Origin of the sequence: Amaricoccus sp. W119, assembly GCF_047275745.1 — a bacterium.
Classification (GTDB): domain Bacteria; phylum Pseudomonadota; class Alphaproteobacteria; order Rhodobacterales; family Rhodobacteraceae; genus Amaricoccus.
The window spans coordinates 123,149-134,851 of the sequence record NZ_JBKQWU010000001.1 but is presented as its reverse complement, the minus strand read 5'-3'; the positions used below and the strand labels follow the sequence as shown (position 1 = coordinate 134,851).

The following is an 11,703-nucleotide window of genomic DNA, read 5'->3' as shown; positions in this document are numbered from 1 at the left end:
AGCATGGGCCGCGCCGTATTCGTGAACGGAGATTTCGTCCCCGAGGAAGAGGCGCGGGTCAGCGTCTTCGACCGCGGTTTCCTCTTCGCCGATGGCGTCTATGAGGTGGTGTCGGTGCTGGAGGGCCGGCTCGTCGATTTCCCGGGCCATATGGCGCGGCTGCGCCGCTCGCTCGGGGAACTCGGTATCGCGCCGCCGATGGAGGAGCCCGAGTTCCTCGCGATGCATCGCGAGCTCGTTGCGCGGAACGCGCTCGAAGAAGGGCTCGTCTACCTGCAGGTGACGCGCGGCGCCGCCGACCGGGATTTCATCTTTCCGCCCGCCGAGACGCCCCGGACCGTGGTCGCCTTCACCCAGGCCGGGCCGCTCGTCGACAAGCCCGCGGGCCGGGAGGGGCTTCGCATCATCACCGTCCCGGACATCCGCTGGGGCCGGCGCGACATCAAGACCGTGCAGCTTCTCGCGCCGTCGCTCTGCAAGATGGCGGCGAAACGGGTGGGCAAGGACGACGCCTGGATGGTGGAGGATGGCGTCGTGACCGAGGGCACGTCGAACAACGCCTATATCGTCGCAGGCGACACGATCATCACCCGCGACCTCTCCAACTCGATCCTGCACGGGATCACGCGGGCCGCCGTGCTGCGGCTGGCGCGGGAGGCCCAGATGCGGCTTGAGGAACGTCCCTTCACCGTCGAGGAGGCCAAGGCGGCGGACGAGGCCTTCGTGACCTCCGCCTCCTCCTTCGTGACGCCGGTGGTGGAGATCGACGGCTTGTTGATCGGGGAAGGCGTGCCGGGTCCGGTCGCGGCGCGACTGCGCGAGATTTATGTCGCCGACGCGCGGAAGAGCGCGATCTGAAGGCCAGGATCTGAAAGCGGTGATCCCGCAGGCCGTCAGGCCAGCGCCCGCCCCACCGCCGCCTTCGCATGAAGCGTCGTCGTGTCATAGAGCGGCACGGCGCTGTCCTCCGGCCGGACCAGCAGCATGATCTCGGTGCAGCCGAGAATCACCGCTTCGGCCCCGCGATCCACGAGCCGGCCGATCACCGCCGCGTAATCCGCCCGAGACGCCTCGCGCACCGTCCCGAGCACCAGTTCCTCGTAGATCACCCGGTGCACCAGCGCGCGGTCTTCCGCCTCGGGCACCAGCACGTCGAGCCCGTGGCGAGAGCCGAGCCGGCCCTTGTAGAAGTCCTGCTCCATCGTGAAGGCCGTGCCCAGCAGGCCGACGCGGGAGAGCCCGGCCGCGCGGATAGCCTCCGCCGTCGGATCGGCGATGTGGAGGAGCGGAATGCCCGCCGCCCGCTCCATCGCCTCGGCGAAACGGTGCATCGTATTGGTGCAGAGCACGATGAAATCCACGCCCCCCGCCGCCAGCGCCCTGGCCGCGGCGACCATCTCGGCCTCCAGCGCATCCCAGTCGCCGCGATGCTGCGCCGCCTCGATCTCGCCGAAATCGACCGACAGCATCAGGCTTCGCGCCGAATGCGTGCCGCCGAGCGCCTTCGCGGTCTCCTCGTTGATGATCCGGTAATATTCGGCCGAGCTCTCCCAACTCATGCCGCCGATCAGGCCGATGGTCTTCATTCCACACTCCCGAAAGCCAAAAGGCGCCGGGTTTCCCCGGCGCCTTCCGTAGCAGAAATCGTGCGAAGGATCAGCGCTTGGAGAACTGGAAGCTCCGGCGTGCCTTGCGCTTGCCGTATTTCTTGCGCTCGACGACGCGGCTGTCGCGGGTCAGGAAGCCCGCGGCCTTCAGCGCCGGGCGGAGGCTCGGTTCATAGAGCTGCAGCGCCTGGCTGATGCCGTGCTTGACCGCGCCGGCCTGGCCCGAAAGGCCGCCGCCCTTGACGGTGGCGTAGACATCGAACTGGCCCTCGACACCGGCGACGGTGAAGGCCTGGCCGATCACCATGCGCAGCACGGGACGGGCGAAATAGACGTCCATGTCCTTCTTGTTCACGACGACCTTGCCCGAGCCCGGCTTGATCCAGACGCGGGCGACCGCGTCCTTGCGCTTGCCGGTGGCATAGGAGCGGCCGAGGCTGTCGCGCTTCGGTTCGCGGGTCGGGGCGGCCTCGGTGGCGAGCGGCGTCTCGGCGACCGCGTCCTTCAGCTGATCGAGAGAGGTGAGTTCGGCCATGATCAGGCGCTCCGCGTGTTCTTGGGGTTCATGCCGGCGACGTCGAGCGCCTCCGGATTCTGGGCGGCGTGCGGATGCTCGGCGCCGGCGTAGACCTTGAGGTGGCCAAGCTGGGCGCGGCTGAGCGGGCCGCCCGGCAGCATGCGCTGCACGGCCTTCTCGATCACCCGCTCCGGGAAGCGGCCTTCGAGGATCTGGCCGGCGGTGCGGTGCTTGATGCCGCCCGGATAGCCGGTGTGCCAGTAGTAGCGCTTGTCGGCGCGCTTGTTGCCCGTGAGCTGCACCTTGTCGGCGTTGATGACGATGACATGGTCGCCCATGTCCATGTGCGGCGTGAAGGTCGCCTTGTGCTTGCCGCGCAGGCGCATGGCCACGAGGCTCGCGAGGCGGCCGAGGACGAGCCCCTCGGCGTCGATCACGACCCACTTCTTGTCGAAGTCGGCCGGCTTGGCGGAATAGGTCTTCATCGTGCTTGGATCCCGTGTCTGGACCTTCGGGGGTCGGCCGGGACTCCACGCCACCTTTCGACCGTTCTGAACGAGGCGCCTTTCTAGCGATTTCACCGGCGCCGTCAATCGAGATGGCTTGTGTTTTATTGTTTAAAATCAGTCTGTTGTGATAAAGGTATTATATTACCCCAAGTAAGGTGTCACGTCAGCCCCCCAGAATTCCCCAGGCGCCGCGCGGGTCGAACGAATCGACCACGCCGGTCAGCTTCAGGACCGTGTAGACCGCGACGAGACCGAGCAGGATCATCAGGAGCCGCCAGACGCTGCCAGCCCGTGTCACCAGCGCGACGATCAGCACGGCGATGATGATCGAAAGGAGTATCCGCATCGCTACTCGGGTTTCGGGATCGAATAGGTCAGACCGGCCCGCGCGATCGGCTCCGGCTGGCCGCCGGAGAAGATAAGCACGTCGCCGACCGCGAGCGTCCGGCCGAGCTTCAGGATGCGCGCCTCGGCGATGAGGCCGCCCGGTGCCGGCTTGCGCATGAAGTCGATCGCGCAGTTGGTGGTGACGGCGAGCGGGACCCGGCCGATGGCGGCGAGCAGCCCCATGTAGAAGGCGCAGTCCGCCAGCATGAAGAGGCTCGGCCCCGAGACCGTGCCGCCGGGGCGCAGGTCGGAGTCATTGGCGCGCATGCGGACGCGGATGCGGCGAGGTTCCAGGTCGAGGATCTCGAACCGGCCCGCGACCTGCGGGAAGATCTCGTCGATGTAGCCGGCGAGCTCATCCGCCGACAGCTTCAGCTCCATGCCCATCCTCACCTCCTGTTGAGCTCCTAATTCGCCAGTCGCGTGAGCCTCCCCTCGTCGGGCAGGAACACCGTCAGAAGGCCGATCGCCGGCAGGAAGGCGCAGAGCTGGAAGACGAAGCCGATGCCCTGCCAGTCGGCCAGCATCCCGAGCAGCGCGGCGCCGACGCCCGCCACGCCGAAGGCGAAGCCGAAGAAGAGGCCCGAGATCAGCCCGACCCGCCCCGGCACCAGCGCCTGGGCATAGACGATGATCGCCGAGAAGGCCGAGGCGAGGATGAGCCCGATCAGGACCGAGAGCACCGCCGCCACGCCAAGCGGCACATGCGGCAGCGCCAGCGTGAACGGCAGGACGCCGAGGATCGAGACCCAGATCACCGCCTTGCGTCCGACCCGGTCGCCGATCGGCCCGCCGATATAGGTGCCGATCGCCATCGCGAAGAGGAAGAGGAAGAGCAGGAGCTGCGCCGTGCGGACCGAGACGCCGAATTCGTCGATCAGGAAGAAGGTGTAATAGGACACCATGCTGGCGACATAGACATGTTTCGAGAAGATGAGCAGCAGCAGGATCGCGAGCGCGGCGCGGACGCCTCCGGGCGGGAGCGCCGAGACGCGGACCGGCGCGGGCCGGGCCCGGGCGGCGAGATGCTGGGCCCGCGCCCAGCTTCCGACACGCCAGAGCAGCGCCATGCCGATGAAGGCCAGCACCGAGAACCAGGCGATGCTCGACTGGCCGAAGGGCAGAACGATGAAGGCGGCGAGCAGCGGCCCGAGCGCGGTGCCCGCGTTGCCGCCGACCTGGAACACCGACTGCGCGAAGCCGTAGCGCCCGCCGGAGGCCGCCCGGGCATAGCGCGAGGCGTCGGGGTGGAAGATCGAGGAGCCGAGCCCGACCAGCATCGCGGCCAGCACCAGCATGGCATAGGAATGCGCCCCCGCGAGCAGGAGCAGCCCCGAGAGGCTCGCCGCCATCCCGAGCGGCAACAGCCGGAAGCTCGGGCGGTGGTCGGTGTAGAGCCCGACCATCGGCTGCAGGAGCGAGGCCGTCGCCTGGAAGGCGAAATGCATCGCGCCGATCTGGGTGAAGGTCAGCGCGTAGTTCTCGCGCAGGAGTGGATAGATCGCCGGAAGCAGCGACTGGATCGTGTCGTTCAGCAGATGACAGGCGCAGAGAGCGAACAGGATCGCATAGGCGGTGCGCGTCTCGTCAGTGCCGGGGCGGGAGTCGGCGGTGGTGGTCATGATGGTCCCGGAGGCGGGGAGGGCGAGGTTGAGACCGTCTCCCGCCGCGCCGGGCTTGTCAATCTCGTGTCACCCGGTCAGCGAGCATCCGGAGGCGATGCCCCGTCTCAGGTCCGGAGCCGGTAGCCGGTGCGGAAGATCCACCAGGTGATCGCGAGGCAGATGCCCATGAAGCCGAGGACCGCGAGAAGCGAGATGCCCGGGCTCACGTCCGAAATCCCGAAGAAGGCCCAGCGGAAGCCGGAAACGAGATAGACCACCGGATTGAACAGCGCCACCGTCTGCCAGATCCCCGGCAGCATCGAGATCGAGTAGAAGCTGCCGCCGAGGAAGACCAGCGGCGTGATGACGAGGAGCGGCACCACCTGCAACTGCTCGAAATTCGCGGCCCAGATGCCGATGATGAAGCCGAGCATGCTGAAGGTGACACAGGTCAGCACCAGAAAGCCGATCATCCAGACCGGATGGAGCACCGGCAGTTCCACGAAGAGATGCGCCGTGGCGAAGATGATGAGCCCGATCACCAGCGATTTCGTCGCCGCCGCCCCGACGAAACCGAGCACGATCTCGATATGCGAGACCGGGGCGGAGAGATATTCGTAGACCGTCCCCGTGAAGCGCGGGAAGTAGATGCCGAAGGAGGCGTTAGACACGCTCTGCGTCAGCACGGTCATCATGATGAGCCCCGGCACGATGAAGGCGCCATAGGGGATGCCCTCGACCTCCTGGATGCGCCCGCCGATCGCCGCGCCGAAGACGACGAAATAGAGCGCGGTGGAAATCACCGGGGACACGATGCTCTGCAGGATGCTGCGCAGCGTGCGTGCGATCTCGTGGCGGTAGATCGCCAGGACGGCCCGCCAGTTCATGCCGGTGCCTCCGCGGTTGTCAGGGGTTCGGGCGTCGGCTCGTCATTCTCGGGGCGCCGGCGCACCAGATCGACGAAGATGTCCTCGAGCGAATCCTGCGCGGTCCTGAGATCGGCGAGCCGGATGCCCACCTCGCCCATGTCGCGCAGCAGCGAGGCGATACCGGTCCGCTCCGCCGCGCGGTCGTAGACATAGACAAGTTCCCGCCCGTCCTCGGAAAGCTCGAGCCCATAGGGCGCCAGCGCCTCGGGGATCGCCGTCAGCGGCTCCGCGAGTTCGAGGGTCAGCCGCTTGCGCCCGAGCCGGCGCATCAGCCTGTCCTTCTCCTCGACCAGCAGGATGCGGCCCTGGTTGATCACGCCGATGCGGTCGGCGATCGATTCAGCCTCTTCGATGTAATGCGTCGTGAGCACGACGGTCGTGCCTCGGGTGCGCAACTCGTCGATCATCTCCCACATGTCCCGGCGCAGATCGACATCGACACCCGCCGTCGGCTCGTCGAGGAAGAGGACGCGCGGCTGGTGCGACAGGGCCTTGGCGATCAGGACGCGGCGTTTCATGCCGCCGGAAAGCTCGCGGATGCGCGCGTCGCGCTTGTCCCAGAGCGAGAGCCGGGTCAGCAGTTCGCGCATGTAGTCCTCGTCCGGCGGCAGGCCGAAGAGGCCGCGGGTGAAGGCGACCGTGTCGCGGACCTTCTCGAAGATCTCGATGTTGAGCTCCTGCGGCACGAGCCCGATCATCTTGCGCGCCGGGCGGAAATCCACCGAGACATCGTGCCCGCCGACGAGGATCTTGCCCGAGGTGATGGTGGATATGCCGCAGATCATCGAGATGAGCGTGGTCTTGCCCGCGCCGTTCGGCCCGAGCAGCGCGAGGATTTCGCCCTCGCGGATCTCGAGATCGACCGCGTGCAGCGCGGTCAGACCGGTCGGATAGGTCTTCCGGACCTGTTCGACGGATACGATGCTGGACATGCGGATACCTCCCAAGCCCGCGCGAACATAGCGCGGGCGGCGGGAATGGAAAGGGTTGACCAGGCGGCGCGCCGGCTCTTTGGTTGACTCGCCGATCAAGAACGCCTGAGGGGAGCGGAAACGCCGGTTCCGGAACCCGAGCGCGGGTACGATGGTCATCCTATCGCGCGGGCACCGGCGGCGCCGACGCCCGCGCCTTGTCAGGCCTTGCCAGAGCGGCCCTTGTGCCGCCAATCGAAGGGAACTCCGCCTCATGAAGCACCTCGCTCCCGCGCTCACCCTCGCGCTTGCCCTGCCAGCCGTCCAGGCGCTGGCGGCCGATCCCGAAAGCTGTGGCACCATCCGCATGTCGGACCCGGGCTGGACCGACATCACTTCGACGAATGGCGTGGCGAGCGTGCTGCTCGCCGCGCTCGGCTACGAGGCCGATGTGAAGACGCTCTCCGTGCCGATCGGCTACGAGGCGATGAAGGCCGGCGATACCGATGTCTTCCTCGGCAACTGGATGCCGGCGCAGCAGAGTTTCCGCGACGACCTCGATTCGGCGCAGGCGGCTGAGGTCCTGGTGAAGAACCTGACCGGGGCGAAATTCACTCTCGCCGTGCCGAGCTACGTCGCCGAGAGCGGTGTCAGCGACTTCGCCGATCTCGCCGCCCGGGCCGAGGATTTCGGCTCGGAGATATACGGGATCGAGAGCGGGGCGCCGGCGAATACCAATATCCAGAACATGATCGACTCCGGCGATTTCGGCCTCGGCGACTGGAGCCTGGTCGACTCCGGCGAACAGGCGATGCTGGCGCAGGTCGCGCGGGCGGAGCGGGGCGAGAACGCGATCGTCTTCCTCGCCTGGGCGCCGCATCCGATGAACACGAAGTTCGACATCACCTATCTCTCGGGCGGCGACAAGTATTTCGGCCCGGATTTCGGCGGCGCCGAGGTCTATACGCTGTCGCGGACCGGCTGGGCCGGAGAATGCCCGAACGCGGCGCAATTCTTCAGGAATCTGGTCTTCACGATCGACATGGAGAACGTGCTGATGGGCAAGATCCTCGACGACGGCATGTCCGCCGAGGAGGCGGCGCAGGACTGGATCGCGGCCAATCCCGCCCAGCTCGATGCCTGGCTCGCCGATGTGACGACGCTCGCGGGCGAACCCGGCCTGGCGGCGGTCAAGGCCGAGCTCGGTCTCTAGGTCATCCCGGATGCCAAGGCCGAATTTCCTGATCCTGATGGTGGATCAACTGACCGGGACGCTGTTCCCCGACGGGCCCGCGGAGTTTCTCCGCGTGCCGAACCTGCGCGCGCTGGCCGAGAGATCGGCGCGTTTCGCCAATGCCTATTGTGCCAGCCCGCTCTGCGCCCCGGCGCGCGCCTCCTTCATGACGGGCCTCCAGCCGAGCCGCACACGCGTCTATGACAACGCGGCGGATTTCGCCGCCGACATCCCGACCTACGCGCATGCGTTGCGGGCGGGCGGCTACCAGACCGCGCTCTCGGGCAAGATGCATTTCATCGGCCCCGACCAGCTTCACGGCTTCGAGCAGAGGCTGACGACCGACATCTACCCGGCGGATTATGGCTGGACGCCGGATTACGAGAAGCCGGGCGAGCGGATCGACTGGTGGTACCACAACCTTGGCTCGGTCACCGGCGCGGGGGTGGCGGATATCACCAACCAACTCGAATACGACGACGCGGTGTCGTTCCACGCCCGGGCCCGGCTGCGCGACCTCTCGCGGCGCAAGGATCGGCGCCCCTGGTGCCTGACGGTCAGCTTCACGCATCCGCACGACCCCTATGTCGCGCGGCGGGAGTTCTGGGATCTCTACGAGGACTGCCCGGCGCTCGACCCCGAGGTCCCGGCGATCCCCTATGCCGGGCAGGACCCGCATTCGCGACGGCTTCTCGACGCCTGCGAGCATGACGCGACGCCGGTGACGCGGGAGAACATCCGCGATGCGCGGCGCGGCTATTTCGCCAATACCTCCTACGTGGACGCCGAGATCGGCAAGATCCTCGCGGTTCTGGAGGCGAGTGGCATGGCCGGCGAGACCGTCATCGTCTTCACCTCCGACCACGGCGACATGCTGGGAGAGCGCGGGCTTTGGTTCAAGATGGGGTTCCACGAGGGCTCGGCGCGGGTGCCGCTCTTCTTCGCGGGGCCGGGCATTCTCCCCCGCCGGATCGAGACGCCGGTCTCGGCGCTCGATGTCGCACCGACGCTCACCGCGCTCGCGGACGCGGCGCCGCTCGACTGCGACGGGGTGGATCTTTCCCCGGCGCTTCGGGGTGAGAGCCTCGACCGCGGGCCGGTGCCGCTCGAATACGCGGCCGAGGGCTCGGTCGCGCCGCTCGTCTGCCTGAGGGATGGCCGCTTCAAGCTCATTCTCTGCGAGGCCGACCCGCCGCTGCTTTACGATCTCGAGGCGGACCCGGCGGAGCTCCGCGATCTCGCCGGCGATCCCGACCATGCCGAAACGCTGGCCCGGCTGACCGCGCTCGCGCGGGATCGCTGGAACCTGTCGCGTCTCGACGCGGAGGTCCGGGCAAGCCAGGCGCGCCGCCGGCTCGTCTACGCCGCCTCGCGGGAGGGGGTGCATTTCCCGTGGGAGTTCCAGCCGCGCACGGATGCCTCGCAGGCCTTCATGCGCAACCACATGGATCTCAATGTGGTCGAGGAAAGCCAGCGCGGCCCGCGGGACGCGGACGGCGCGCTGCTGGGCTGAGGCGGGCGATATGCCCCGCGCCGGGGGTGCGAAGGAGGGGTGGGTGAGCGAAGCGCCCACCCTGGCCCGTTCTCAGTCCTCGGCGCCGCCCTCGAAGATCGCCTGCTCGTTGCAGGGCGCGACGCGCAGGATGTTGGTCGTGCCCGGCTTGCCGAAGGGGATGCCGGCGGTGACGACGATCTTGTCGTCCTCGGTCGCGAAACCGTCGTCGCGCGCCGCCCGCGCCGCGTTGACCACGGCGCCCTTGAACCGGTCCACCGACTCGGTGATCACGCAATGCACGCCCCAGCTCAGCACCAGCCGCCGGGCGGTTCCGATCAGCGGGGTCAGCGCGATGATCGGAACCCGCGGCCGTTCGCGCGCGGTCAGGAGCGCCGTGGTGCCGGAATGCGAGAAACAGCAGATCGCCGCGACATGGGTCGTCTCGGCCACCTCGCGCGCCGCCACGGTGATGGCGTCGGCGACGCGCTGGCGGAACGGCACGCGCTGGGCCTCGATGATCTGGCGATAGGTCGGGTCGCTCTCGACCGAGATCGCGACGTTGTTCATCGTGCGCACGGCGTCGATCGGATAGTCGCCCGAGGCGCTTTCCGCCGACAGCATCACCGCGTCCGCGCCCTCGTAGATCGCCGCCGCGACATCGGAGACCTCGGCGCGGGTCGGGACGGGCGCCGTGATCATGCTCTCCATCATCTGCGTCGCGACGATCACCGGCTTGCCGACCGCGCGGCAGCCGCGGGTCAGCCGCTTCTGGATGGGCGGAACCTCGTGAACGGGGAGCTCGACGCCGAGGTCGCCGCGCGCGACCATGATGCCGTCCGACGCCTCCAGGATCTCGGCGAAGGCCTTGACCGCCGCCGGCTTCTCGATCTTCGACAGAATCGCGGCCCGGCCGTCGGCCAGTTCCCGCGCCTCGTAGACATCGCGGGCGCGTTGCACGAAGGAGAGCGCCAGCCAGTCGATGCCGAGCGCGCAGGCGAATTCGAGGTCGCTGCGGTCCTTCTCGGAGAGCGCGGCGAGCGGCAGCACCACGTCGGGCACGTTCACGCCCTTGCGGTTCGAGATCTCGCCCCCGACCTCGACGATGGTATTCGCATAATCGGCGGCGCAGTCGCTGACGCGGAGCCGGATCTTGCCGTCATTGACGAGAAGCGTCGATCCGGGCTCCAGCGCCGCGAAGATCTCCTCATGCGGCAGGCAGACGCGGTTCTCGTCGCCCTCGGCCGGATCGAGATCGAAGCGGAACTTCTGCCCTTCCTGGAGCAGCACCGGCCCGTTCGCGAAGACACCGCAGCGGAGCTTCGGACCCTGCAGGTCGGCGAGAATGCCGATCGGCCGGCCGAGCTCCTTCTCGAGCTCGCGGATCATGCCGTGACGCCGGGCGATATCCTCCTGCGTCCCGTGGCTCATGTTGAGGCGGAACACGTCCGCCCCTGCGAGCCAGAGGCTCTTGATCATCTCGTAGGTGTCGGACGCGGGTCCGAGTGTTGCAACGATCTTGACATTGCGCTGCCGGCGGAGCGTGTTCATGCGAAAGCCATCCACATCCCGTTGGGTGAGTGGCTCCCTTATAACTGAACGCGGCCGAGGATAAACGAAAAAAAACGCGCGAAAAGGAAAAAGTTTCGTGACGGTTGAAACCGAAACGAAAATGCCGCCCGGTCCGACACCGCGCATCACCTCCAGAACCGGAAACCGAATGCAGGACCCCGCCTTTGAACGTGTGAACGGTGCCGGCCGGGCACCGATCTTGGTGCTTTGCGATCACGCGACCAATCGCGTTCCGCCCTCGGTCGCCGGTGGCGATCTCGGTCTGCCCGCCGCCGAGATGGAGCGGCACATCGCCTATGACATCGGCGCGCGCGGCGTCGCGCTCGGTCTGGCGCGGCGCCTCGGGGCGCCGGCGCTGCTCACCCGCTTCTCGCGGCTGGTGATCGATCCGAATCGCGGCGAATACGATCCGACGCTCCTGATGCGGCTCTATGACGGGACGATCATTCCGGGGAATCGCCACGCCGATCAGGCGGAACGCGAACGGCGGCTCGATGCCTGGCACCGACCGTATCACCAGGCGATCACCGCCGAGATCGATGCGATGATCGCCGACGGCCGCGAGCCGGCGCTGATCTCGATCCACTCCTTCACGCCCCGGCTCAGGGCGCGGCCGTCCAGGCCGTGGCATGTCGGCGTGCTCTGGGACCGCGACCGCCGGATGGCGGAGCCTCTGATCGCGCGGCTGGAGGCGGAGGGCGACATCGCGGTGGGCGATAACGAACCCTATCGCGGGGCGCTTGAAGGCGACACGATGTTCCGCCACGGCACGATGCGCGGCCTGCGCCATGTGCTGATCGAACTGCGCCAGGATCTGATCGCCGCGGAGGAGGAACAGGAGGCCTGGGCGGCCCGGCTGGCACCGATCCTGGGCGACATCGTGGGTTCCTCAGCCGGGATCGCTTAGCCGGCCCCGGCCCTTGCCCCCGCGGCGCGCGAGG

13 protein-coding genes are annotated in these 11,703 nt (G+C 67.7%); 4 read left to right on the top strand and 9 right to left on the bottom strand.

All coding sequences use genetic code 11. The features are described 5' to 3' along the window. The first annotated feature begins 3 nt into the window (after positions 1 to 3). Positions 4 to 858: a D-amino-acid transaminase gene (locus ACLJK8_RS00640; protein WP_413148020.1), complete on the top strand. Its 855-nt coding sequence runs from the start codon at positions 4 to 6 to the stop codon at positions 856 to 858. Between the two features lie 35 nt (positions 859 to 893). On the opposite strand, the gene ACLJK8_RS00635 is transcribed toward ACLJK8_RS00640, so the two are convergent. The 8 genes from ACLJK8_RS00635 to ACLJK8_RS00600 form a co-directional block, all read right to left on the bottom strand. Then, the gene (locus ACLJK8_RS00635) at positions 894 to 1,586 is read right to left on the bottom strand and encodes an aspartate/glutamate racemase family protein (RefSeq protein ID WP_413148019.1); all 693 of its coding nucleotides are present in this window, start codon (positions 1,584 to 1,586) and stop codon (positions 894 to 896) included. 70 nt (positions 1,587 to 1,656) lie between these two features. Continuing rightward, entirely contained in the window at positions 1,657 to 2,142 is a 486-nt protein-coding gene (gene rpsI, locus ACLJK8_RS00630) for a 30S ribosomal protein S9 (RefSeq protein ID WP_413148018.1), read from the bottom strand. A gap of 2 nt (positions 2,143 to 2,144) precedes the next feature. Further along, positions 2,145 to 2,609 carry a 50S ribosomal protein L13 gene (gene rplM / locus ACLJK8_RS00625; RefSeq protein ID WP_413148017.1) on the bottom strand — a complete coding sequence of 155 codons (465 nt, stop codon included), beginning with the start codon at positions 2,607 to 2,609 and terminating at the stop codon, positions 2,145 to 2,147. Between the two features lie 187 nt (positions 2,610 to 2,796). Beyond that, positions 2,797 to 2,979 carry a hypothetical protein gene (locus ACLJK8_RS00620; RefSeq protein ID WP_413148016.1) on the bottom strand — a complete coding sequence of 61 codons (183 nt, stop codon included), beginning with the start codon at positions 2,977 to 2,979 and terminating at the stop codon, positions 2,797 to 2,799. Between the two features lie 2 nt (positions 2,980 to 2,981). Then, positions 2,982 to 3,401: a PaaI family thioesterase gene (locus ACLJK8_RS00615; RefSeq protein WP_413148015.1), complete on the bottom strand. Its 420-nt coding sequence runs from the start codon at positions 3,399 to 3,401 to the stop codon at positions 2,982 to 2,984. 26 nt (positions 3,402 to 3,427) lie between these two features. Continuing rightward, a complete protein-coding gene (locus ACLJK8_RS00610) occupies positions 3,428 to 4,642 on the bottom strand; it encodes an MFS transporter (protein ID WP_413148014.1) in 1,215 nt (404 codons plus the stop codon). 107 nt (positions 4,643 to 4,749) lie between these two features. After that, a complete protein-coding gene (locus ACLJK8_RS00605) occupies positions 4,750 to 5,511 on the bottom strand; it encodes an ABC transporter permease (protein ID WP_413148013.1) in 762 nt (253 codons plus the stop codon). After that, entirely contained in the window at positions 5,508 to 6,485 is a 978-nt protein-coding gene (locus ACLJK8_RS00600; protein WP_413148012.1) for an ABC transporter ATP-binding protein, read from the bottom strand. Before ACLJK8_RS00600 ends, ACLJK8_RS00605 begins: the two co-directional genes overlap by 4 nt. Positions 6,486 to 6,738: 253 nt before the next feature. On the opposite strand from ACLJK8_RS00600, the gene choX reads away from it, so the two are divergent. Both choX and betC read left to right on the top strand, forming a co-directional pair. Continuing rightward, the gene (choX, locus tag ACLJK8_RS00595; protein WP_413148011.1) at positions 6,739 to 7,677 is read left to right on the top strand and encodes a choline ABC transporter substrate-binding protein; all 939 of its coding nucleotides are present in this window, start codon (positions 6,739 to 6,741) and stop codon (positions 7,675 to 7,677) included. A gap of 10 nt (positions 7,678 to 7,687) precedes the next feature. Continuing rightward, a complete protein-coding gene (betC, locus tag ACLJK8_RS00590) occupies positions 7,688 to 9,211 on the top strand; it encodes a choline-sulfatase (RefSeq protein WP_413148010.1) in 1,524 nt (507 codons plus the stop codon). 72 nt (positions 9,212 to 9,283) lie between these two features. On the opposite strand, the gene pyk is transcribed toward betC, so the two are convergent. Further along, the gene (gene pyk, locus ACLJK8_RS00585) at positions 9,284 to 10,741 is read right to left on the bottom strand and encodes a pyruvate kinase (protein WP_413148009.1); all 1,458 of its coding nucleotides are present in this window, start codon (positions 10,739 to 10,741) and stop codon (positions 9,284 to 9,286) included. Positions 10,742 to 10,910: 169 nt separating this feature from the next. On the opposite strand from pyk, the gene ACLJK8_RS00580 reads away from it, so the two are divergent. After that, complete coding sequence (locus ACLJK8_RS00580) at positions 10,911 to 11,669, top strand: N-formylglutamate amidohydrolase (RefSeq protein ID WP_413148008.1); 759 nt, start codon at positions 10,911 to 10,913, stop codon at positions 11,667 to 11,669. Positions 11,670 to 11,703 lie beyond the last annotated feature (34 nt).

What these genes read in the sequence shown, in the direction of transcription:
- ACLJK8_RS00640 (WP_413148020.1), top strand. Translation starts at nt 4, where the DNA reads ATGGGCCGCGCCGTATTCGTGAACGGAGATTTCGTCCCCGAGGAAGAG.
- ACLJK8_RS00635 (WP_413148019.1), bottom strand. Translation starts at nt 1,586, where the DNA reads ATGAAGACCATCGGCCTGATCGGCGGCATGAGTTGGGAGAGCTCGGCC.
- rpsI (WP_413148018.1), bottom strand. Translation starts at nt 2,142, where the DNA reads ATGGCCGAACTCACCTCTCTCGATCAGCTGAAGGACGCGGTCGCCGAG.
- rplM (WP_413148017.1), bottom strand. Translation starts at nt 2,609, where the DNA reads ATGAAGACCTATTCCGCCAAGCCGGCCGACTTCGACAAGAAGTGGGTC.
- ACLJK8_RS00620 (WP_413148016.1), bottom strand. Translation starts at nt 2,979, where the DNA reads ATGCGGATACTCCTTTCGATCATCATCGCCGTGCTGATCGTCGCGCTG.
- ACLJK8_RS00615 (WP_413148015.1), bottom strand. Translation starts at nt 3,401, where the DNA reads ATGGAGCTGAAGCTGTCGGCGGATGAGCTCGCCGGCTACATCGACGAG.
- ACLJK8_RS00610 (WP_413148014.1), bottom strand. Translation starts at nt 4,642, where the DNA reads ATGACCACCACCGCCGACTCCCGCCCCGGCACTGACGAGACGCGCACC.
- ACLJK8_RS00605 (WP_413148013.1), bottom strand. Translation starts at nt 5,511, where the DNA reads ATGAACTGGCGGGCCGTCCTGGCGATCTACCGCCACGAGATCGCACGC.
- ACLJK8_RS00600 (WP_413148012.1), bottom strand. Translation starts at nt 6,485, where the DNA reads ATGTCCAGCATCGTATCCGTCGAACAGGTCCGGAAGACCTATCCGACC.
- choX (WP_413148011.1), top strand. Translation starts at nt 6,739, where the DNA reads ATGAAGCACCTCGCTCCCGCGCTCACCCTCGCGCTTGCCCTGCCAGCC.
- betC (WP_413148010.1), top strand. Translation starts at nt 7,688, where the DNA reads ATGCCAAGGCCGAATTTCCTGATCCTGATGGTGGATCAACTGACCGGG.
- pyk (WP_413148009.1), bottom strand. Translation starts at nt 10,741, where the DNA reads ATGAACACGCTCCGCCGGCAGCGCAATGTCAAGATCGTTGCAACACTC.
- ACLJK8_RS00580 (WP_413148008.1), top strand. Translation starts at nt 10,911, where the DNA reads ATGCAGGACCCCGCCTTTGAACGTGTGAACGGTGCCGGCCGGGCACCG.